General features: G+C 59.9%; 20 protein-coding genes and 1 pseudogene. 7 read left to right on the forward strand and 14 right to left on the reverse strand.

The genetic code is table 11. The features are described 5' to 3' along the window. The first annotated feature begins 2 nt into the window (after window positions 1-2). Genes kdpC through ACIPIN_RS22015 form a run of 3 tightly spaced genes read left to right on the forward strand, consistent with a single transcriptional unit; the run spans window position 3 to window position 3,981 of the window. Window positions 3-575, forward strand: a complete 573-nt coding sequence (gene kdpC, locus ACIPIN_RS22005) for a potassium-transporting ATPase subunit KdpC (protein ID WP_401122047.1) — start codon at window positions 3-5, stop codon at window positions 573-575. Window positions 576-595: 20 nt separating this feature from the next. Then, window positions 596-3,295, forward strand: coding sequence for a two-component system sensor histidine kinase KdpD (gene kdpD / locus ACIPIN_RS22010; protein ID WP_401122049.1), 2,700 nt, complete (start codon window positions 596-598; stop codon window positions 3,293-3,295). Continuing rightward, the gene (locus tag ACIPIN_RS22015; protein ID WP_401122051.1) at window positions 3,292-3,981 is read left to right on the forward strand and encodes a response regulator; all 690 of its coding nucleotides are present in this window, start codon (window positions 3,292-3,294) and stop codon (window positions 3,979-3,981) included. The genes kdpD and ACIPIN_RS22015 overlap by 4 nt, the downstream gene beginning before the upstream one ends. A gap of 391 nt (window positions 3,982-4,372) precedes the next feature. Here ACIPIN_RS22015 and ACIPIN_RS22020 read toward each other — a convergent pair. Continuing rightward, window positions 4,373-4,465 (reverse strand): annotated as a pseudogene (locus ACIPIN_RS22020) (LysR family transcriptional regulator); the annotation flags it as partial. Window positions 4,466-5,040: 575 nt separating this feature from the next. On the opposite strand from ACIPIN_RS22020, the gene ACIPIN_RS22025 reads away from it, so the two are divergent. Further along, window positions 5,041-5,703, forward strand: coding sequence for a BPL-N domain-containing protein (locus tag ACIPIN_RS22025; protein WP_401122053.1), 663 nt, complete (start codon window positions 5,041-5,043; stop codon window positions 5,701-5,703). A gap of 21 nt (window positions 5,704-5,724) precedes the next feature. Here ACIPIN_RS22025 and ACIPIN_RS22030 read toward each other — a convergent pair whose 3' ends face one another. From ACIPIN_RS22030 to ACIPIN_RS22050, 5 genes are all read right to left on the reverse strand, one after another. After that, complete coding sequence (locus ACIPIN_RS22030) at window positions 5,725-6,165, reverse strand: hypothetical protein (protein WP_401122055.1); 441 nt, start codon at window positions 6,163-6,165, stop codon at window positions 5,725-5,727. 84 nt (window positions 6,166-6,249) lie between these two features. Beyond that, a complete protein-coding gene (locus ACIPIN_RS22035) occupies window positions 6,250-7,623 on the reverse strand; it encodes an ATP-binding protein (RefSeq protein ID WP_401122058.1) in 1,374 nt (457 codons plus the stop codon). Continuing rightward, window positions 7,599-8,264 (reverse strand): response regulator transcription factor, encoded by a 666-nt coding sequence (locus tag ACIPIN_RS22040; RefSeq protein ID WP_401122060.1) that lies wholly within the window; start codon window positions 8,262-8,264, stop codon window positions 7,599-7,601. The genes ACIPIN_RS22035 and ACIPIN_RS22040 overlap by 25 nt, the downstream gene beginning before the upstream one ends. Window positions 8,265-8,412: 148 nt before the next feature. After that, a complete protein-coding gene (locus ACIPIN_RS22045; protein ID WP_401122063.1) occupies window positions 8,413-8,859 on the reverse strand; it encodes a hypothetical protein in 447 nt (148 codons plus the stop codon). A 29-nt stretch (window positions 8,860-8,888) separates the two neighbouring features. Beyond that, window positions 8,889-9,656 carry a hypothetical protein gene (locus ACIPIN_RS22050; RefSeq protein WP_401122065.1) on the reverse strand — a complete coding sequence of 256 codons (768 nt, stop codon included), beginning with the start codon at window positions 9,654-9,656 and terminating at the stop codon, window positions 8,889-8,891. A 334-nt stretch (window positions 9,657-9,990) separates the two neighbouring features. Here ACIPIN_RS22050 and ACIPIN_RS22055 point away from each other — a divergent pair, with 334 nt between their 5' ends. Beyond that, window positions 9,991-10,863, forward strand: coding sequence for an undecaprenyl-diphosphate phosphatase (locus ACIPIN_RS22055; protein WP_401122114.1), 873 nt, complete (start codon window positions 9,991-9,993; stop codon window positions 10,861-10,863). A 117-nt stretch (window positions 10,864-10,980) separates the two neighbouring features. Here ACIPIN_RS22055 and ACIPIN_RS22060 read toward each other — a convergent pair whose 3' ends face one another. From ACIPIN_RS22060 to ACIPIN_RS22080, 5 genes are all read right to left on the reverse strand, one after another. Continuing rightward, window positions 10,981-11,694 carry a class I SAM-dependent methyltransferase gene (locus tag ACIPIN_RS22060; RefSeq protein WP_401122067.1) on the reverse strand — a complete coding sequence of 238 codons (714 nt, stop codon included), beginning with the start codon at window positions 11,692-11,694 and terminating at the stop codon, window positions 10,981-10,983. A gap of 112 nt (window positions 11,695-11,806) precedes the next feature. Then, complete coding sequence (locus ACIPIN_RS22065) at window positions 11,807-14,464, reverse strand: FtsX-like permease family protein (protein WP_401122069.1); 2,658 nt, start codon at window positions 14,462-14,464, stop codon at window positions 11,807-11,809. Continuing rightward, window positions 14,461-15,138, reverse strand: coding sequence for an ABC transporter ATP-binding protein (locus tag ACIPIN_RS22070; protein WP_401122071.1), 678 nt, complete (start codon window positions 15,136-15,138; stop codon window positions 14,461-14,463). The genes ACIPIN_RS22065 and ACIPIN_RS22070 overlap by 4 nt, the downstream gene beginning before the upstream one ends. Then, window positions 15,119-15,808, reverse strand: a complete 690-nt coding sequence (locus ACIPIN_RS22075) for an ABC transporter ATP-binding protein (RefSeq protein WP_401122073.1) — start codon at window positions 15,806-15,808, stop codon at window positions 15,119-15,121. The genes ACIPIN_RS22070 and ACIPIN_RS22075 overlap by 20 nt, the downstream gene beginning before the upstream one ends. Window position 15,809: 1 nt before the next feature. After that, window positions 15,810-16,388, reverse strand: coding sequence for a hypothetical protein (locus tag ACIPIN_RS22080; RefSeq protein ID WP_401122075.1), 579 nt, complete (start codon window positions 16,386-16,388; stop codon window positions 15,810-15,812). A gap of 271 nt (window positions 16,389-16,659) precedes the next feature. Here ACIPIN_RS22080 and ppnN point away from each other — a divergent pair, with 271 nt between their 5' ends. Beyond that, complete coding sequence (gene ppnN, locus ACIPIN_RS22085) at window positions 16,660-18,033, forward strand: nucleotide 5'-monophosphate nucleosidase PpnN (RefSeq protein WP_401122078.1); 1,374 nt, start codon at window positions 16,660-16,662, stop codon at window positions 18,031-18,033. Window positions 18,034-18,096: 63 nt separating this feature from the next. Here the strand turns inward: ppnN and ACIPIN_RS22090 are convergent, their stop codons facing one another. Together ACIPIN_RS22090 and ACIPIN_RS22095 are read right to left on the reverse strand one after the other, a co-directional pair. Continuing rightward, window positions 18,097-19,008 carry a pyridoxal-phosphate dependent enzyme gene (locus ACIPIN_RS22090; protein ID WP_401122081.1) on the reverse strand — a complete coding sequence of 304 codons (912 nt, stop codon included), beginning with the start codon at window positions 19,006-19,008 and terminating at the stop codon, window positions 18,097-18,099. A 165-nt stretch (window positions 19,009-19,173) separates the two neighbouring features. Continuing rightward, window positions 19,174-19,515: a DUF190 domain-containing protein gene (locus ACIPIN_RS22095; RefSeq protein WP_401122083.1), complete on the reverse strand. Its 342-nt coding sequence runs from the start codon at window positions 19,513-19,515 to the stop codon at window positions 19,174-19,176. Window positions 19,516-19,777: 262 nt separating this feature from the next. On the opposite strand from ACIPIN_RS22095, the gene ACIPIN_RS22100 reads away from it, so the two are divergent. Continuing rightward, window positions 19,778-20,056, forward strand: a complete 279-nt coding sequence (locus ACIPIN_RS22100; protein WP_123425555.1) for a DUF3303 domain-containing protein — start codon at window positions 19,778-19,780, stop codon at window positions 20,054-20,056. A 264-nt stretch (window positions 20,057-20,320) separates the two neighbouring features. On the opposite strand, the gene ACIPIN_RS22105 is transcribed toward ACIPIN_RS22100, so the two are convergent. Continuing rightward, a complete protein-coding gene (locus ACIPIN_RS22105) occupies window positions 20,321-21,109 on the reverse strand; it encodes an ABC transporter substrate-binding protein (protein WP_401122086.1) in 789 nt (262 codons plus the stop codon). Between the last annotated feature and the right edge of the window lie 78 nt (window positions 21,110-21,187).

Here is a 21,187-nt window from a genome sequence, read left to right on the forward strand (position 1 = left end):
TCATGGTATCTCTGCTGCGTCCGGCGCTGACCCTGTTGATTGCACTGTCACTGATCACCGGACTGGCCTATCCGCTGGTCACCACCGGGATCGCCAGGCTGGTCTTTCCCCATCAGGCCGCCGGCAGCCTGGTCGAAAGAGATGGCAAAACCGTGGGCTCGCTGTTGATCGGTCAGGGCTTCAGTGATCCGAAATACTTCTGGAGCCGCCCTTCCGCCACCAGCCCCATGGCCTACAACCCGCTGGCCTCGGGAGGCTCGAACCTGGGACCGCTGAACCCGGCACTCGCAGATGCAATCAAGGGTCGCATCGACGCGTTGCGCGCAGCTGATCCGGGCAACACCGCCACGGTCCCCGCCGACCTGGTCTACAGTTCCGCCAGTGGTCTTGATCCGCATATCAGCATTGCCGCAGCGCTGTATCAGGCGGGCCGGGTTTCGCGGGTACGCAACCTGCCCATCGAGAAGGTTCGTGATCTGATCAACGAACACTCTGACGGCATGCTGCTCGGGTTCCTCGGCGAGCCTCGGGTCAACGTATTGGCTCTGAACCTGGCACTCGACGCCGCACACTGAGCACTAACACGGTGAGCTTGATGGCCGAAGAACGTCCTGATCCGGACCAGCTACTGGCCCAGATTCGCGAAGAAGAAGCGCAAGCCAAACGCGGTCGGCTGAAGATTTTTTTCGGCGCCAGTGCGGGTGTCGGCAAAACCTACGCGATGCTGGCGGCCGCCCAGACCGCGAAGCTGCAAAGCATCGATGTGCTGATCGGCGTGATCGAGACCCACGGCCGCGCCGAAACCCAGGCACTGACAGCGGGTCTCGAACAACTGCCCCTCAAACAGATCGTCGACAAGAACCGCACACTGACCGAATTCGACCTGGACGCCACCCTCGCGCGCAAACCGGGCTTGATCCTGATTGACGAACTGGCGCACTCCAACGCCATTGGCTCCCGGCACCCAAAGCGCTGGCAAGACGTAGAGGAACTGCTCAGCGCCGGTATCGATGTCTGGTCGACGATGAATGTTCAGCACCTGGAGAGCCTGAACGACATTGTCGGCGGCATTACCGGCATTCGCGTCTGGGAGACCGTGCCCGACCATGTCTTCGACACCGCCGATGAAGTGGTCATCGTCGACTTGCCACCCGACGACCTGTTGCAGCGCCTGAAGGAAGGCAAGGTCTATCTGGCGCAACAGGCCGAGCGTGCGGTGCAGAATTTCTTTCGCAAAGGCAACCTGATCGCCCTGCGCGAACTGGCGTTGCGCCGAACTGCCGACCGTGTCGACAGCGACATGCTGCAGTACCGCCAAAGCAGTGCGGTCAAACCGGTCTGGGGAACCCGCGACTCGCTGCTCGCCTGTATCGGCCCCCATGAACAGGCAGAAAAAACCGTACGCTCGACGGCGCGCCTGGCCGCTCAACTCAGCGTGCCGTGGCACGCCGTGTATGTCGAAACCCCAGCGTTGCAGCGCCTGCCCGAGGCAAAGCGTCGTCGTGTTCTGGCGACCTTGAAACTGGCCCAGAACATGGGCGCACAGATCTCGACCCTGGCCGGTCAGGACATTGCCGAAACACTGGTCAAGTACGCACGGCAGTACAACCTCTCTAAAGTCGTGCTGGGCCGTGACGAACGTCCGCGTCACCGACTCTGGCGGCGGGTGCTTGCCGATCAGATTGGTGTGCTCGGTGCCGATCTCGACGTGATTCAGGTCTCGCTGCCGAGCAGCCAGCGCACGCAGGCCGAAACCACGTCCACGGCGAACGAGAACCCGGTCGCGTGGCAGGCCTATCTATGGAGCGTGGCGCTCTGTGCGGTGACGACCCTGGTGGCCATGCCCCTGTTCCAGGTGCTGGAACAGGCCAACATCGTCATGATCTTTCTGTTGGCCGTCGTCGCCGTCGCGGTGCGCTTTGGGCGCGGCCCGGCGATTCTGGCGGCCTTTGTGTCAGTCGGGGCCTTCGACTTCTTTTTTGTGTCGCCGCGTTTTTCGTTCGCCATTGCCGATATCCAGTACCTGGTGACCTTCAGTGTCATGCTGGTTGTCGCTCTGGTCATCGGGCAAATGACCGCCGGCCTGACCTTCCAGGCGCGGGTTGCGCAACGGCGCGAAGACCGCATGCGGGCGTTGTACGAGATGTCGCGCCTGTTGTCCGCCGCGCTGATGACCGAGCAGGTCGCCGAAATCGGCGCACGCTTTCTGACCGCCGAGTTTGGCGCGAGGTCGGCACTGCTGGTCGCTGACGACAACAATAAACTGCAAGCCCCCATGGTCACTGGGGACGCACCGCAAGTCGACTTTGCCATTGCCCAGTGGTCGTTCGATAAAACCGAACCGGCCGGATACGGCACCGATACGCTGCCCTCAAGCACAACGCTTTACCTGCCCCTGTCGGCGCCCATGCGGGTACGCGGGGTGTTGGCCGTGCAACCGCTAGACGCAACCCGGCTAGCGGTGCCAGAACAGCGACGCCTGCTCGACACCTGTGCGTCGTTGCTGGCCATCTCGCTCGAACGGATTCACTACATCCATGTAGCCCAGGACACGACGGTTCAGATGGAGTCCGAGCGGTTACGTAACTCGTTGCTTTCGGCTATTTCCCACGACCTGCGGACGCCTCTTTCAGTCATGGTCGGGCTCGCCGAAGCGCTCAAGCTGACCAGGCCGCCCTTGACCGGAGACGCCGCCGAGATCGCCACGGCGGTGGGTGAATCCGCGCTGCGCATGAATACGCTGGTCAATAACCTGCTGGACATGGCTCGCCTCGAATCTGGCAAGGTGGTGTTGAATCGTCAGTGGCAACCCATCGAAGACGTGGTCGGCAGCGCCCTGAGAGCTATCCATCCGATTCTGGGAGAGCGCTCGGTGCAGGTAGCACTGGAAGATGACTTGCCACCGGTGCGCATCGACGCCGTACTGATCGAGCGCATCCTCATCAACCTGATCGAGAACGCCGTCAAGTACACCCCGCCCGACACCGCCATCACTCTGGGAGCCAGCGCTACGCCCGAGAGCATCGAATTATGGGTCGCCGATGAGGGGCCGGGATTGCCCCACGGTCACGAAGAAGCGATCTTCAACAAATTCATGCGTGGCAAAAAGGAAAGCTCGATTCCCGGTGTCGGGCTGGGCCTGGCCATTTGCCGGGCCATTGCCCAGGCTCATGGAGGAACCATGCTGGGTATCACACGCCCGGAAGGCGGTGCGCGCTTCACATTGCGTCTGCCTCGCGAAGAGCCTCCGATCATCGAAGCGTTTGCGCAGCAGACTGACGAGGACCCACCATGAGCGAGCCCGTACTGCGTGTCCTGCTGATTGAAGACGAGAAGGAAATCCGCCGTTTTGTGCGGATGGCCCTGCAAGCCGATGGCCTGGAAGTGCATGAAGCCGATACCTTTCAGCGCGGCCTGATCGACGCGGGGACGCGCCGGCCGGACCTGATCGTGCTCGACCTGGGACTTCCTGACGGTGATGGTGTTGACCTCATCCGGGATCTGCGGACCTGGTCAGAGGTGCCGATCATTGTCCTGTCTGCCCGTGGCGCCGAGTCCGCCAAGATCCTCGCCCTGGACACCGGGGCTGACGACTACCTGGTGAAACCCTTCGGCACCGGAGAACTGCTCGCCCGCGTCCGCGCCCTGTTACGCAGGCGCGTGAAAGATGCCGAGAACCGCGCGGTTCTGGCCTTCTCCGACATCCAAATTGATCTGGATCGACGCGTCGTGGAACGCGCCGGTGCTCCTTTGCACCTCACACCGCTGGAATACCGTTTGCTGGTTCATCTGTGCTCGCATCCGGACCGGGTGCTGACGCACCTGCAGCTACTCAAAGCCGTATGGGGTCCTTCGCACACCACCGATACGCCGTACCTTCGGGTCTTCATGGGAGGCCTGCGCAAAAAAATCGAAGCAGACCCGTCGCAGCCACGACACCTCGTTACCGAAACGGGGATTGGTTACCGGTTTATTCCTTGAAGCCATCGAGCGGAATGCTGACGACAAAGACATCCTCAATCAGTTGACTCGCTTTCTTCCGGTTAAATCGGAGAGATTGTGGCAAGGGCACCAATCACGATGGTTAACGCCAGAAATCCACCCAGAAAAATTGCCATCTTCAACATCAGCCCTCCAGAATCATCAGTCTATGGTCGCACCGTCATTGTGAGGCGGGGGCTGGATTCGTTACAGAAGCAGACAGCAAAGAAAAATACGGATCAGTTCAACACACCGATACCGTCTATCACTGCTTGCCTCGATGAGGGCCCGCCACTGTCGCCCAAAGCAGAGCGTTGTGTAGGTCTGAGCAACAACTCACTGATTGAAGCCATGACGGCGAAGGCTCAGCTCGAAAAAGCGTTACGCCTGCCTAAAGCAACAGCCGAGAGAAATCACAGCACTCCAGCGCCAGTTGCGCCACGTTCTGGTTCAGCCCGAACTGGCGGTCGATGCGGTGCAGTGCGGTGCAGTGCAGTGCGGTGCAGTGCAGTGCAGTGCAGTGCAGTGCGGTGCAGTGCAGTGCAGTGCGGTGTAGCGAATCCGCGGCAATCCCTCAGAGTTTTTACACACTCCGGGTCGATTTCGGTCAGACGTAACAGGCAGGGACACGCGCCTTAACTAGAGCCCAGGACGATGCCTAACGGTCAAGATTCGGGTAATACAAACTCCTTTGATGCACCACCCCCGGCCAGATGCTGCGGATCACAGTTAAGGTGTTGCACTCAGTCCTGCAACCGCCTTCTGCCCCCCCTCCCTATACTCGAGCGTCTCCAGTGTGATCGGCCTTAACCCATCGTTAACCGGCTAATCAAATATCATATTCCTGCTGCGCAAACCTATGGCTGCGGAGCAGGATAGCGCCGCCCCGAAAGAAAAGCGGCACCCGACTGGCGATACGCCACAAAGACTGGACACATCAATGAAGCGTCAACGTCTCCTCCTCACCGTCACGACCCTTGCCATGTTGATGGGCCTGTCAATCGGCATCCAGGCGCAATCGACTGTGGACATTCAGCAAGACGACTCAGCCCCCTCGCCTTGGTCTATCGCGGTCCGGCGGGGTGTGAGGGCTGCTCTGAGGCGGTGGTCGAGGTGCTGAAAACCTCGAAGTACCATTTCCGAATTCAGTATGTCGGCCCGAACGAGAAACTGAAAATCACTGAAGCCAACTTGGCTAAGGCGGCGTTGTATGCCCAACCGGGCGGTGGCGATGATGACGTTTCTGCCAGCTACAGCATTGGTAATGCATCGCTGGCTGCCGTGCAGAATTATGTCCGCAATGGCGGGCATTACCTGGGGGTTTGCATGGGGGCCTATCTGGCCGGGAACGTGGGTTTCGGGTTGGTCAATGCAAAGGTTGATTCCGAAGTGAATCGACCTGATTCGCTCGTCCACAACTCAGCTGATACGGTTACACCCGTCATTTGGCGTGGTAAGAAACGATGGATGTATTTCCAGGATGGCCCGGCTCTTCCTGCTGATCCGCAAGGATCCACCCCACTCGTTCTTGCCAGATACCCCAACAACGATATCGCCGCAGCAATATATAACTTCGGGGAAGGCACTGTCGGCCTTGTAGGCCCGCATCCCGAGGCAGATCAAGAATGGTATAAACGTGAGGATCTGGAAAACCCCGACGGCGTCAATCAGGATCTTGCTTATGATCTGATCAGCGCCACAATGAGGAAAAATACGAACTAGCGCTTGCCCCACTCAGGCACGTTAGATGCCCGCACGAGCGGTTGACGGCGATACACGGGTTTTCGATATCCTTGGCCATGGTTCAACCCCGAGTCGAGCGCGTGCGTGCGTGCGTGCCAAGCGTTGCTGCCAGTTTCCGGCATTGGCGCGCTGACATTGCTCTTCAGTATCAAATTGCACATGGGCCGAGACCGGACTGACGAGAATATCCGCTTCACTTAACGCCACGGCAGTCAGTTCGACCATGCGTTCAGCTTGCCCACTGGCCAGGGCCTGGTTCTTGTTGGCCAGCGTATCAAAGACCCAGGTCACCATCAGGCTGGCGGGGAACGCCGTGTAATCCACCTCGTGGGTCAGCCAGGAGAACCCCACTATTTCCGCTTTGGCCGTCTCGCAAGCCTCGGTCAGGGTAACCACCAGGCGACGCTCGATTCGCGCCTGATCGCGTTTGCTTAAAAGCATGGGTGATCCTTTTATGAGTATCCATGGCTGGCCAAGGGGTATGTATGAGCCAGCTATGTGTTCTTTCCGCGGATCAATCCGCACCTACGGTGGAGTGCTGCGGGAAATCGCTGACGGTAACCACACCGAGACACACAACCCGCTTCTTTCCACCTCATCGCAAAATCCCAGGCGGATCCGTGCCCCGTTGCGATCCGCTATCGCCTTGACGATGGACAGCCCCAGCCCGGACCCCACCTCATGGCTCCCCAGGCTGCGATAAAACGGATCGAACACACGCTCCCGTTCCTCAGCGGCAATCCCGGGGCCGGAGTCCTTGACCTGCAACAGCGCCCCGCCCTCCTCCATGCCCACCGAAAGATCCACCCGCCCGCCCACAGGTGTATAGCGAATGGCGTTATCGACCAGGTTCTTGACCACCGCAAGCAGATCGATCTCATTGATCAGCACCTGCACATCCTGTTCGTCCTCGACGCCGATGTCGATCTGCTTGATCTCGGCCAGGGGCAGCAGGTCTTCCAGCACGCGACGATAGACGCCATGCACGGAGACCGGCGATGCGGGCAGCATCGAGGTCGATTGTGCGGTGGCCAGCGCCAACAGTTGATCAATCAGATTCTTGCCGCGCTCAATTCCCCGCCGCAACGGAAACAGACGCTCCCGGGCCAATGTCGACATGTCTGCGGCAGCCAGGCGTTCAGCTTGCAGGGACAGGGCCGTCAGCGGCGACCGGAGTTCGTGGGCGGCGTCGGCGACGAAGCGGCGCTGGGTTTCCATCGACTGATCCACACGGTTGAGTAGTCGATTGATGGCGAGCACGAAGGGGCGGATTTCCGCGGGCAGATGGTTTTCGTCGATGGGGTGAAGTTCCTGCTCGCCGCGCTGATCGATTTCAGAAGCCAGTACCGCAATGGGTCGAAATAGCTTGTGTACCAGATCGGCAACCACCAGCAAGAGCACGGGAAACAGGATGAGAAACGGCAGCAGGCCGCGCCAGGCGCTCTCGCGGGCGTCCTTGTCGCGCGCGCCGGTTTCCTGCGCAACGGCTATGCGTTCGCCACTGGCCAGGGTCTTGACCAGCACACGAAACGGTTCGCCACCGACCTCAAACGTCGACAAGCCGTCGGCCAGCGTGGTCGGCAGTGGCAACGGTGCGCCGGCGTCAACGGTGCCCGACGCCTTGTTGCCATCGTTCAGGTACTGAACGATGACCCTGGATTCTTCATCGTCGCCCTCGATACCCTCGCCATGCTGCGGATAGGCCAGGGTCATCTTCTGACGCTCGAACAGCACGGCCACCTGATGCAGGGTGTTGTCCTGCATTTCCAGGGCTTCATCAAATGCCGAGACGAAGGCGAAAATACCGGCCACGATAGCGACGATCAGGATGGCCAGCGACAGCGAAACAGACAGCCTGACCTGGATCGACTCACTCAGTCGCTTTTTGAAACCATCCATCCCATACCCCTGACATTCTTGATGACGTGGCTACCCAGCTTGCGACGCAGCGCATGGATCAGGAACTCCACCGCATTACTCTCCACTTCATTGCCCCAGCCATAGATACGGTCTTCGAGCTCGCTGCGCGAAAGAATCGCGCCCGGCCTGATCAACAGCGCCTGCAGCAGCGAGAACTCGCGGCTGGAGAGCTGGATGTCAGGATTTTCTTCGGTGCTGGCTTGTTTCGAGATCGGGTCCAGCGACACCACGCCGTTGCTGAACACGGGCAGCGCGCTGCCACCTTTGCGGCGCAGAACGGCACGCATACGGGCCAGCAACTCTGCCATTTCAAAGGGTTTGAGCAGGTAGTCGTCAGCGCCGCCATCGAGACCGCGCAAGCGATCATCGAGGCTGTCACGGGCCGTGATGATCAGCAGCGGAACGCCGTTGTTGCGGGCACGAATGCTGCTCAGTACCGACAGTCCGTCCTTGCCGGGCAGGCCGAGGTCAAGCAGCACCAGGTCATAATGTTGAGTGTCCAGCGTAGTAAGGGCGGTCAGACCATCCGTGACCCAGTCGGCGGCGTAACTGGCATCCTTCAATGCGCCCTGGATCGCGTCCCCAATCATGGGGTCGTCTTCGACCAGTAATATCCGCATGTCCCTCTCCGGTGAATAAGTGAGGCTCGACACTCACGCGGGTATACACCTGCGCAATGAGTATCGAGCCTGCATTGAATCACCTGTTCAAGCGTGCGCGAAGCTATTTATTGGTATTGAAAGCCGTCCGCTTCGCGGCTTGCCGTCATTATTTCCCTTGCAGCGAGTTGAAGGTTTTCAGCAATACATCCATTGCCGCCTTGCAGTCGCTCTGTTTCGGGCTGCTGGCGCGCAAGGCCTCAAGTGCGTTGTCGATGGACTTGTCCAGTGCATGCCAGTCGCTGGCAGCACGAGGCTTGAGGCCGGCTTCGGCGGAGTCCCAGGACAATTCCAGGTCCTTGATCCGGGCTTTCGCGCCTGGCAAGTCGCTCTTGTCGACGAGGCCGGCAACGCTGGTTGCAATGCTCTGGAACGCCGACAGGTCGCCCAGTTTCGAGGCCGAGCTCTGGATCGTAGCAGTCTGAACGCTGGCCGCGCCCGAAGTAGCGCTCACTTTAGGAGCGTCAGCAGGCTTCGAACACCCGGCGGCCAGACCCAACACGACGATGGTGGAAAGGATGGCGGCTTTACGAATAGCGGTTTGAATGCAAAACATAATTTTTCCTTGATAGGCTTTTGAACGAGTTATTCAGTGACGAGGTTGCGATTGCCGACGTTCATCTGCGCGGCGGCTACCAAAATCAGGATGACGCTGAGGAAAATCGCGCTGGTCCACATGGCGCCCATGCCGAGGCCACCATAGGTCTTGGCTTGAGTCAGCAAGTCGCCCAGGGAGGCACCGAACGGACGGGTCAGGATGTAGGCGATCCAGAAGGTCAGGACCGCATTGCCACCCAGGCGCCAGGCGGCGAGCGTCACGGCGATCAGTGTGCCGAAAATTACCGCGCCCAGTGTGAAGCCAAGGCCCAGTGCCTCGGTGGCCAGATCGCCGGCTGCCGTGCCCAGCGCAAAGGTGCAAAGCACCGTCGTCCAATAGAACAACTCCCGGCGCGGCGTGACGATTTCATTGATGGACAGGCTGCGCTCCGACCTGTACCAGACCATGAAATTGATCGCCAGCAATACGGAAAATACCGCCGTGCTGGCATACAGGCTGATGCCCAGCTTGTCGGTGAGCACATCGGTAATCTGCGTCCCGACGACACTTACCAGCACCACCGTTAGCCAGTAAATCCAGGGGGTATAGGCGCGTGTGCGAAGTTGGCCGAACAGTGCGATCGCCAGCAGTACGGCCATGCCGATACTGGTGACACTCTGCCCCAGACCTGCATCGACAGCGAGAAAGTCGGCGCCGGTTTCACCCACGGTGGTGGACATGATTTTGATGACCCAGAATGACAGCGTCACTTCGGGGACTTTGTTGAGCCAGTCGGCTTTTGTAAGCGGCTTCATGTGGGTGCTTCTCCTTAACGGTGCTGCAATTGGCGTAAGGAGAGACTACGCAGGCAAACTTAGCTGGGACTGAGGAACGTCGAATGTCGTCCATGAACTGAACATAAAAGCCCGTCCAGACCAATGCACAAGGGCTTCGTGGGTGCTCTTTGTTAGAAAAATGATGTCAACAGCCGGTAGCAAACCGTTACAAATAAGGCCATCATTCAGCTCGCAGTCACCATGAACGACCGTCTGATAGAGCGGTTCAGTCCAGGATCTTTTGTCCACTGCCGAGCTTTTCCGAGCGTGGTTTCGGGGTAGTGGAGAAGCCTTACTTCTTAAGGAAAGTATTTTGACAAACGTCTGTACCAGCGGCCTTGATATTGGCTTTGCTTCTCTGGATTACATGCAAATTGGCATCCTGGGCATCATTCAAGGCATCACCGAGCTATTACCCATTTCATCCACTGCGCACATGCGAGTCGTACCTGCCCTTCTCGGCTGGCCCGATCCTGGCTCGGCGTTTTCCGCTGCCATGCAATTGGCCGCACTGGCCGCGGTCGTCAGCTATTTCTGGCGTGACGTACGGGAAGTCGTCACTGGAAGCATCGGTGCCGTACGACAACGTGATTACAGCAACCAGTCGTTCAAGCTGGCCGTTGCCATTGTGCTGGCAACCATCCCGATTGGCATCGCGGGCCTGGCCTTGTCCTCGCTACTCAATACCTGCAATTCACCCTTGCGAGGTCTGATGGTGATTGGTATCTCATGCGTGGTGATGGCCGTTCTGCTGGCTGCGGCCGAACTCAGCTGCCGCCATCAGCGTGTCGTGGGAGAGATGCGCCTGCGGGATGCATTGATCGTCGGCATTGCGCAGGTTGGCGCGCTGATACCGGGTGTTTCCCGCTCCGGCTCCACACTCACCGCAGCGCTTTTTCTTAACTTCAAACGCGAAGAAGCCGCACGCTTCTCCTTCCTGCTTGGGCTTCCCGCTATCGCGTTGGCCGGCCTGAAAGAGCTGTGGGTACTGTTTCATGCACAGATCCCGGCCGAAGCGTGGTCGCACCTGATTTTCGGGCTGGTGATCGCCAGCGTGTCGGCATTTTGTGCCATCTGGGGCCTGATGAAGTTCCTGGAAAAGTTTTCCACCTGGCCCTTCGTTATTTACCGGGCGGCACTGGGTATTTTCCTGATTGTCGCGGTCAGTACCGGGCTTCTGAGCTAAACAACGTTCAAACGCTAATAGAGCCCGGCCCAGCGCCGGGCTTTTTTATTAAACGAGGGACCGGTCCAGTTGATCGAATGCATCCGGCCATAGACGAACATTCAGCTCCACCTTTAGTTAAATTTTCCGGACCAGCCACGCGCCCCAGAAAAGGCTGGAGAAAAAGCGAGTGGCGTCTCCAAATCCCGTGTCGTGCAACAGCTGTTGAACAGCGGCCTCTGAATGAGGTGGGTCTGCGCCTTGAAGAATTTTATCCAGCTTGGCTTTGACTTCATCCGGACGGGCACCCTGCTGCCGCCATCGCTGCGCCCACGCATCGAGCAGCAAGGGCTGGCTGGCGTAAGCATAATGATTCCCCGCCAGAATCATCGGTGCGCCGGGCTTGAGACGGTCCAGAACCGATCGCAGCAGATGGCGCTTGGCATCATCCCCTTCGAGGTGATGAAGCACGCCGATCACCGTGGCGGCATCGTATAACTCGCCCGAAGGCAGGTCGTCGATTGTCCCAAGATGGATATCCGTTCGTTCCAGCAAATGGCTCGCCATCAACTGCTGCGTCGCTGCCGCCAACATGGGCTCTGACGGATCGACGGCGGTAAAGCGCCAGTTGGCCTCCAGCGCTGCCATTGCGAGAATTTCCTGGGCGGTGCCGCCCGCGCCGACCACCAGTACTTTCACTGAACGGATACCTGCGAGGCTTGCCGCCAGCATGCACGCAGACAAGTCATGGCAGGCGTCATATCCAGCCAATGCAATGCGGCTTTGTTGGGCGTATTCAGTCGCACGCGACGTATCAAATTTTGCAGCAGAATTGAGCGGGGATGAGTTCAAGGCGATTCTCCATGTGGCCTCAAATCAAGCTACATCACACATTCCCATAATAAAAATTCATTAATTTTATAAACCACATTCCTGCAAGGAATATACGTCGACTTTGAGAATCCTACAGTTCGCGCATTCGCTGTACCGCCGGCACTCGCGTATCGCGCAAAGCCCCCAAGACCGCGAGGACGATAGACAGCAGCGCGAGAAAAATCAGGGCGATCAGATAGCGCCACGGGATCTCGAGACTCTCGGGTGGCGGGTCAAAAACGCCGGTCAGCAATTTGACAAGCATCCAGGCCAGACCGAACCCCGTCAGCGCCCCCAGGCTGGCGCCGGCAACAAACTGCAGCAGCGCCTCACTCCAGATGAAGGCGCCGAGCTGGCGAGGCTTGGCGCCCAATGCCGAGAGAATGGCGAACGTTCGGCGCCGTTCAGCCAGACCGAGGGCCAGCATTAACCCGCTGGCGCCGGTCACCATCAGCACGGCGAAACTCAATTCCAGCAGCGCGAGCCCGCGAAGGTCGACCGCCGTCAGGCCGGAGGCAATCAATCGGCGCGCTTCGCCTAGGTCACTGACCTTGTTGCCCGGCAGGTCGGCGACCACCTTTCGGGCAGCGTTGGCCAGCCCCTCAAGATCCGCCGCATCGCTGCGCAGCAGGACGATCTCAGCCCCTTGCGCCCCTGTCTGCTGGCTGACATACGTGGCATTTGCGACCAGGAAGGAGTCATGGGGAGCGGTCGGAAACTCCCGCACCAGGCCGATAAAATGGAAGGCTACGCTGTGGTACTGCTGGTCGACGCTGCTCTGCAGTCGCAGGTTCAGTTCGTCGCCGAGCTGCAGCTGAAAATCCTGTGCCGTTTCCTCCGAGACCAGCACACCGTCCGGCGTCGTCGCCAACAGGCCGAGCAGCGCCGCGGCGCTTGCGCCTTGAAAGTAGGCATCGACCAGCCGTGTTGCCTCGCCGATATGCAAGGGATCGATGCCATACAGATCCTGCAGATCGTTGCCCACGTATGCATAGCGATGCTGTAACGGCTGAGCAGCCTTCACACCTGACAGCCGAGCCAATTCGGGCAGACGACTGGAGGCCGGTGCCTGCATCGTTCCGGTGACGGTCACGTCGGAGCCGTTTGTCAATTCGGCATCGACCCGCGATTGAGCGTTGTACGTCGTATTGAAGATTGCCGTCGACGTGGCGAAGGCAAAGCCCAGCGCGACCAGAGCAATGCCCTGCGTCACACGTCGGCGCTGCTGGCTGATGGACGCCGCCACCAGATCCGCCAGGGCCCCGGCCAGCGGCTGCAACAGGTACGCCAAGCGTCGGCGGCCATGCTTGAGCGCAAGTTCGCAGAGCCGCAGGATCAGCAACCCCATGCCCAGCCAGAACAGCAGCGGCGCAAGGAAGGCCTGGTAATCGATCTGGGCGGTCGGCACACCTTCCGGCGCCAACACTAATTGATAGCCGCTGCTTGAGGTGCGCCAGAGGGTCACTCCCGCCAGCCCCAGACAGATAAAATCCAGACCGATACGCTGCCAGATCCGTGGACGCCCTTGCACACCCTCCGTGCGTGCCTGCTGGACGGTCACCTGCCGCAGGTCGTGCCAGGCAGGCAGCACAATGGCCAGCTGCGCCAGCAGCAAGCCGATCAGCATGGCGATGCCCAGCCAGACAACACTCGCCAACTGCAATAAGCCGCCCGTCAACAGCAGCGGTGCCCACACCACGGCCAATGCCACGCCGACGAACAAACCGCCGATGCCCACCATGACTGCCTCGGCGGCAGCCAACCAGAGAATATCGGCAACCACCGCACCGCGAATGCGCAGCAGCGCCTGTTCGCGCCGACGTCGTTCACTGCCAGACGCGGCGACCGCCAGTGTGAGAAACATCGCCAGCACACAGCCCGGCACGCCAAGAAACAGAAACAGCACGCGCGCATAAAGCGCATCGCCGCGCACCGCATCAAGCCGCGCGGCCAGATTGTCGGCGAGAACCCCACGCCCGGCGATGCGTGCTTCCAGATTGTGCGCGGCACGCTGACTGAAGATGAAGGCCGTTTCCGGGGAGTCCGGCAGTTGGCTACGTTCGAGTGCGATATGCAGTTGCAGCCGAACGGAGTCCGGCCGGACATGCGCTTGCGGATCGAACAACGCATGCCAGAGCGGCAGCGCGAGCAATAGCACATTGTCCGGCGGCGCCTGAGGTGCCGCGCCGGGCGGTACGCCGATGGCCTGGAACAGCGAGTCGGCGGTGGGCAGATCGATCACTCCGCTAATCTGCACTTCAGCAGGTGTCAGCCCAGGCCGTTGGATCGTCACCCTGTCGCCTGGTGCCACGTGCAGGTTGGCGGCTGTTTGCTGAGCGATAAGCACACCGTCGTCGGTCCCTGTCAGTAGACGGATTTGACCCGGAAAGTCCCGGCCATAACCCTCGCCCAACCCGAGCACTTTACCGGCCCCCGTGGTCTGTACCGTTGCACCCGTTTGCGCCTGAAAGCCTTCCACGCTGGCATAACCGACCGTTTGTTGACGGTCGATGCGAGCGGCTTTGGCGGCGGCGCTGGAGATCTCCGCAACCGCCTCCCCTGGTACCAGTTGAAGCTGCCAATCCACGGGAATTTCCCTGACCGCCCGGGCGGTCATGCTGGTACCGCTCTGCGTCAGAAAAGCCCCCAACAAGGCCAGCAGCGCAACCGTGAGACCGACGCCGGCCACGCTGCCAGCCAGGCGCGCCTTGCGCGCACGAAGCAGGCCGCCGAGCCAGAGCCAGATCATCGCGAACCTCCAGATCGCTCGCAGCCGCTCAGCCGGCCATGCTCCATCTGCCACTGAGTTTCCATCCTCCAGGCGATCACCGGGTCGTGAGTGGCAATCAGCAAGGCGCACTCACTCCCGGCCAGGTGCCGGAGCAATGCGTCAATCAGCGCATGACCACTGACCTGGTCAAGTTGCCCGGTGGGTTCGTCGGCGAGGATCAGCTGCGGTTCGCCGACGATAGCCCGAGCCATGGCAACGCGTTGCATCTGTCCGCCGGACAGCGTCTGCGGCAATTTGTCGGCCAGCGACAACAGGCCAAAGGTGTTCAACGCAAAGGTCACGCGGGCGTCGCAATCCTGACTGCGGCCAGCCATCAACAGCGGCAAGGCAACGTTCTCGGCCACGCTGAGTGAGTCCAGCAGGCTCGGTGCCTGAAATACCAGAGCAATTTTTTCCGGAAGCAACGACTCGACCAGCCCCAGTGTCGGCCACGTGAGGCTGCCGTCGCTGGGCTTATCGAGTCCGGCGAGCAGATGCAGCAGCGTCGATTTACCGCTGCCGGAACGCCCGACCAGTGCGATCCGCTGGCCGGGCCAGATGCGTAGCGTCGCTGAACTCAGCGCTACCACGGCCTCCCCTGCCTGCTGGTAACGACGCCCCAGGCCGTTGGCCTCAACCAGTGGCGAGGTCATTGATCAATCCATTTTCAAGCAACCGTCCATCATCGAGTCGCAGCAGGCGATCAGCCTTGCTCGCGAGTGCCGGGCTGTGGGTCGCGATCAACATCGAGCCCCCTTCACGACAACGTCCTTTCAGGTAGTCGAGGATGCCCGACTCAGTCGCCTCATCGACTTCAGCGGTCGGCTCGTCCGCTAGTAATAACGCTGGTCGAGTGCACAGCGCCAGCGCCAGTCCTGCGCGCGCCACCTCCCCGCCGGAAAGCTGCGACGGGCGAGCCTGCAAACGCTGAACAAGCCCTAGGGCCTGCAGCATGGCATCGATCCCGGTCCGCTCGCGCAAGCCTGCAAGCTTCAGTTGCAAGCGCAGATTGCGCTCCAGGGTAAGGTGTTCGAAGAGATTGCCTGACTGCATCAGAATGCCGATATGCCGCGCACGCAAACCCGCGCGCTCGCGCTCGGTGCGCCGGGAAATGCGCTGCCCCATCACTTCGACGATGCCGCCATCCGGGTCGTCCAGCCCGGCCAGGCACGCCAGCAACGTAGACTTGCCGCTGCCGGAAGGTCCCGTGACCGCTACAAACTCGCCTGCAGCGATCTGCAGGGACACGCCCTTGAGCGCCGCTGTCTCCACATCACCGTTGTGGTAGAAGCGGTAGAGCCCACGGGCCGAGAGCGGCAGCATGTCAGTTCCAGCGAAGCGAATTGGCCATCAGCTGCCATTGATCGACGTTGTCAGCGCCCACCGGGGCCGACAGATCGAGGGCGGCTTGCCGGCCATCGCGAAAGAGCAGATAGCGTTCATGTTCCTGACGCAACTGACGGTGGGTCACGGGGTTAGGTTCTGAGTCAGTTTTGTAGCGAATGCGGATGGCCGGCCCGCCTTTCAGCGTGACGCTATCCACTTTGCCCGGTTCAACGTTGTTTCCGGCCTTGACCAGTGCCGGCAATTCGACAGACCTGGCCGACGCCTCGCTGGGCGCGACTGTTGCCGCAGTAACGCTCACGTCAACCACGTTGTATTTGTCCGCGAAACGCGCGCCGTCTGCACGCTCGGTTCGCGCCCAGCCTTCTGGAACCTTCAGTGAAAGCCCAAGCGGTGATTGGTAGCTGACAAAAACCTGAGAGTCAGGAATATCGCCGGGGGGATTCTTTTCCTGCTGAGCAGCGAAAACACCGGGAATTGATAACCAAACGGCCACCATGAGCGCGGTGAGACGCTGGCTAACGGCGAATTGTGGAAAGTCTCGAACAGTGCCTTTCATGCTGGCCTCGGCGCGCGATCTGCTAGGCAGGTGACAGCACGTGTCACCTGACTAAGCGTAGGTGACTTTCGATTGCCCGCCCGCCAGGAATCCTGTTTGATGGCCGTCCGGTGCATCATGAAACGAACAATCTGGCTCGCACCGGCCCGCGAAGTTTGCATTCTCGCCCGGTCGCCGGAGAAGATGACCGCAGCACGATCGCTCTAGCACTGACTATCCTGATGTAACTGAGCCTGTCGGGCTCGCTAACATCGTTCTCAGGGAATATCGAATGACCGCAAGACAAGTAATCAATGCTTCGGTGAGCCCAAAGGGCAGCCTGGAGACGCTGTCCCAACGCGAAGTTCAGCAACTGAGCGCCGCCGGATCGGGCAGCATCTACTCACTCTTCCGCCAGTGCGCCCTGGCCATCCTCAATACCGGCGCCCATGTCGACAACGCCAAGACCATCCTTGAAGCCTATCGGGACTTCGAGATTCGCATTCATCAGCAAGATCGCGGTGTCCGCCTGGAGCTTCTCAATGCACCCGCGGACGCCTTCGTCGACGGCGAGATGATCGCCAGCACCCGCGAGATGTTGTTCAGCGCCCTGCGTGACATCGTTTATACCGAGAACGAGCTGGACAGCCAGCGCATCGACCTGAGCTCTTCGCAAGGCATCAGCGACTACGTCTTCCACCTGCTGCGCAACGCCCGCACTCTGCGTCCCGGCGTGGAGCCGAAGATCGTGGTGTGTTGGGGCGGTCACTCGATCAGCTCCGGGGAATACCAGTACACCAAGAAAGTCGGTCACGAACTGGGCCTGCGCAGCCTGGATGTCTGCACCGGCTGCGGGCCTGGGGTGATGAAAGGCCCGATGAAGGGCGCCACCATTTCCCACGCCAAGCAACGGATCACCCACGGCCGCTACCTGGGGCTGACGGAGCCGGGAATCATCGCGGCCGAAGCGCCGAACCCGATCGTCAATGAACTGGTCATCCTGCCGGACATCGAGAAACGCCTGGAAGCCTTCGTGCGCGTTGGCCACGGCATCATCATTTTTCCGGGGGGCGCCGGTACCGCCGAAGAGTTCCTCTACCTGCTCGGAATCCTGATGCACCCGGACAACCGCGACCTGCCCTTCCCGGTGATTCTGACTGGACCGAAGAGCGCGGAGCCGTACTTGCTGCAGCTGCACGCGTTCGTCGGAGCCACACTGGGCGAAGAAGCGCAAAGTCATTACGAGATCATCATTGACGACCCGGCCGAGGTGGCCCGGCAAATGACTGCGGGGCTCAAGGCCGTCAAGCAGTTCCGCCGCGAACGCAACGATGCGTTCCATTTCAACTGGCTGCTGAAGATCGACGAAGGCTTCCAGCGTCCGTTCGATCCAACCCACGAAAACATGGCCAGCCTGCAACTACGCCACGACCTGCCACCACACGAACTGGCAGCGAACCTGCGCCGCGCGTTTTCTGGCATCGTCGCCGGTAACGTCAAGGACAAGGGCATCCGCCTGATCGAGAAACATGGTCCTTACAAGATCCACGGCGACGCAGCGGTCATGCAACCGCTGGACAAACTGCTGCAAGCATTTGTCGCGCAACACCGCATGAAACTGCCAGGTGGCGCGGAGTATGTGCCCTGCTATCAGGTCATCAGTTAAAAGCAGCTTCGTGTCGACAGGCTCGGGACCGTACGGTTCCGGGCCTTTCCCTCAGACGTCACGTCAAGACTTCGCCCACTTGGCAACCTTCTGCGCACTGATGCTGATCCCGCCACACACAACGATGACCACATCATGGGCACCGGCAATCGCCGGGAGATCCAGATACGCCACGGCCAGCGAGACACCGCACGCCGGTTCCACCAATTGGCGCAGGTCATCGGCATACCGAACGACGCCCATGATGGCGTCGGCATCCGTCAGCACCACACAGGCGTGCTGGAAGCGCTGGATGTGCTCAACCGGCCATTGCGCGACTTGCAGCGCTCCGAGTGAGCTGGCGACGGTGTTGATTTCGGAGAGCCTGACCGGATGTCCGGCTTTGACCGCTGCGGCGAATGAGGCTGCGCCCTCGGTTTCACACGCGATGATCCGGCAATCCAGCCGAGCGTGGCGTTCCAGACCGGTCAGGATCCCGGCCAGCAAACCACCACCGCCAACCGACGCCACCATCGTGTCGACCTGAGGGCAGTCCTGGAGGATTTCATCGATCATCGTGCTGTGCCCTTCCCAAAGCGTCGGATGGTCGAACGCGGGCACATATTCGGTATCAGGCTCTTTGGCGAGCTCCAGCGCCAACTGGTTGGCCTCGTCCCACACCTGACCGTGCACGATCACTTGCGCCCCGGTTTTGGCGATCCGCGCTCGAGTGCTTTCAGGGGTGGTGTGCGGCACGATAATGCTCGCCTCCAGGCCCAACGCTGCGGCGGCCACTGCCGTCGCATATCCGGCATTGCCGCCGGAAGGACAGACCACTTTCTTCATGCCTTGCTCGGCCGCTCGGGTACAGAGCAGGCCCATGCCGCGCAATTTGAATGAACCGCTGGGTTGCAGGTTTTCCAGCTTGAGCCAGATGCGCCTGCTCGGCGTCGAGAGCCCCGGATGTAGCACCAAGGGTGTTCTTATATGCAGCATCACAGGCTTCCTGATAAAAAACGGATGAATGGAAACCCGGCACAGTCGCTGATTCGAACAGGCAAAGACACATTCGAGGAATGCCCCTGGACCGGGCTGTACACCTGAGTTTAGACGTAGGTGCCCTCACCCACGTTCGTGCTGATTCGGCTTGGGCCAGAGATATCAAGGCTGGTGACCGGACGGCTCGGCCCTTTTGCCGACAGTTCCGAATTCAACCGGTGCCTTGATGTAAAACAAGGCGATGTCTTCGGCCTCAAGTCGCTCAAACAGGCGATTGCACTCCTCTTCGGTAATCGCCAGACGGATCTCGGCGGGCTGATCGGCCATCTCGAAAAAATGCGCGGAATGCAGTTTCCCGGAATGCCCGAAGCCTTCGATGCCGGTGGCCAGGGTGGCCCCGTGCAGGCCCATTTCTTTCGCCAGATCAATGAGCCAGTCACCGAGCATCTTTCCGTGATGACGACGGTTTTGCTGGGTAAAGAAAATCACCAGAAAACCTTGCATGGCTGATCTCCTCTTTTATGACCTCAATCACTCAACATAAACCTGCCTTGCTAAATATTGAAGTGCCCAGGATTTGTTCTAGAGATGGGAAAGAGGATCAGCGGTCATACGCAACGCTCGGGGGGCTGCTATGCCTTCTCATGGGAGTTTTCGATCAAGCCAGCCAAGGGACAAGCTGCAAACCGATGCGTGGCCATGGTCGCGGCGCCAACCTCGCGCGCGCAGAGAAAAACCGGTGCCAATCCCTGACAGGAGGTGGCAGATGCTCTACATCGTCAGTTGGTCAATCACTCCGGAACGCCGTAATAGCGCGATCGAACGTTTTCTCAAGACAGGTGGGGCTCCACCAGCAGGCGTCACCATGCTGGGACGCTGGCATGCCGTAGGACGCATGACCGGTTTTGGTGTTGCAGAGGCCAGTGATGTCACACTGATACAGAAATGGGTGCTCGAATGGAGTGACCTCCTGGCCATGGAGATTCTCCCCGCGCTAACGGATGAGCAGGCGGCTCCGCTATTGGCAGCGGCGCTGGGCAAGTAGTCGACGCCTGAAAAGGCGCAGAGCAAAAAAGGACAGGTTCTTTCGCTTTTTCGCAGAATGAACCTGTCTCTTTTTCAATGAACATTAAGCCAGTACTCAATCCGTAGCAGCTGCCGAGCCCGCGAGGCTGCGTTCGGCTGCGTAGCAGTCGTAAAGTCGGGCAACGCGTTCTTCCAGGCAAACCGTGTGCACGGGATTTGCGAGGACTTCGTCCTCGAACGCAGGCTTCGCCAGCTGCTACGGGGGGTGTGTCGAGCGGGGGGTTTACTTCGCGCCGTAGACGTCAAAGTCGAAGTACTTGTTGTTGATCTTCGCGTACGTGCCGTTGGCAAGAATCGTCGCCAGGGCCTTGTTCAGGTCTTCACGCAGTTCAACATCATTCTTGCGCACGCCAATACCGTCGCCGACGCCGAAGAATTCCGGATTATCCAGCGTACCACCGGCAAACTCGTAGTCCTTGCCCACCGGCTTATTCAGAAACCCGTAACTGGCTTGAATCGAGCCTTGCAAAGCCGCATCGAGCCGGCCCACCACGAGGTCGGCGTAGACCTGGTCCTGATTTTGATAAGAGAGAATTTCCACGCCCTGTTTGCCCCAGACGGCTTTCGCAAAAGCCTCCTGAGTCGAGCCCTGCTCCACGCCTACACGCTTGCCTTTGAGCGACTCGACGGTCGGCTGCACATCCGCTCCGCGCTTGATGACCAGGCGTGCCGGCGCGTTGGAGACCTTGTCGCTAAACGCAATCTGCTCCTGACGCTTGGGGGTGACGGTCATCGACGAAGCGATCGCGTCGAACTTGCGCGCCAGCAGCCCCGGAATCATCCCGTCCCAACTGCTTTCAACCCAGACGCATTTAGCGTGCAACTCCGCACACAGCGCGTCGGCGATGTCGACGCCAAAGCCGGTCAGCGTGCCATCCTGGTTTTTGAATTCCAGCGGTGGATACGTCGGGTCGACACCCAGTCTCAGCACTTTGCCGGACCAATCGGCCGCGCCGGCCAGGCCGGATGCCGTCAAGAAAACCAGTGAAACCGCCGCGATCATCTTATTCATTGTTATTTTCCTCCAGGGGTTCGCCGAGTCGGGTTACCGACCGTTTTTTTACAACCGTGATGCTCGAAAATATTGATG

It is taken from the genome of Pseudomonas sp. NPDC087697 (assembly GCF_044743155.1).
Lineage (GTDB): Bacteria > Pseudomonadota > Gammaproteobacteria > Pseudomonadales > Pseudomonadaceae > Aquipseudomonas.